1 protein-coding gene is annotated in these 692 nt (G+C 73.1%); it reads right to left on the bottom strand.

From position 1 onward, the window contains the following. Positions 1-28: 28 nt before the first annotated feature. The coding region (locus AC5RUJ_RS17765) for an A/G-specific adenine glycosylase (RefSeq protein WP_494156449.1) at positions 29-692 on the bottom strand (664 nt) is incomplete at its 5' end.

Here is a 692-nt window from a genome sequence, read left to right on the forward strand (position 1 = left end):
CCCACCGCCGGCTGCAGGAACCGGTTTCCTACCCGGGCAGGCCGACGCCCCCGCCCGACGCGACGGCCAAACCGTCCGCGATCAGCCCGTCCAGGGCGCGGCCCAGTTGTTCGTCCCCGGCAGGCAGTGCGCGCAGTGCCGTGAGCGGCGTCCGGTAAGCCGCGGGCAGATCGGCCAGGTCAACGCTGCCGAGCAGGACCTCGCGCGGAACCGAGGACTCGGCCTCGCGCAACACGGCCATCATGGCCCCGCGCACCTGCCGGTCCGTGCCCGCCCAGGCCTGGCCTTTGGGCACGTAATGGGCCTCGGGCCAGCCGGCCCTGACCCAGGCACAGCGGTCCAGCACCGGGCAGGCATCGCATTGCGGCGACCTCGCCGTGCAGATCAGCGCGCCGAGTTCCATGACGCCGGCATTCCACTCCTTGGTGCCCTGGGTCGGCATCAGCTCGTGCGCCGTGCGCATTTCGGCGGCAGTCAGCGACGGCGCGGGCAGCGCGGCTCCGCTGACCAGCCGGGCGTGCACGCGACGGATGTTCGTGTCCACCACGGTTTCCGGCAGCCCGAACGCGAAGGAAGCGACGGCGGCCGCGGTGTAGGTTCCGACGCCGGGGAGCTGCAGCAGGCTGGCATGGTCATCCGGCACGCGGCCGCCGTGCCGGTCCACGATGGCGGCAGCTGCGGCATGCAGGCGC

Source organism: Arthrobacter sp. Y3223164, from assembly GCF_059091005.1.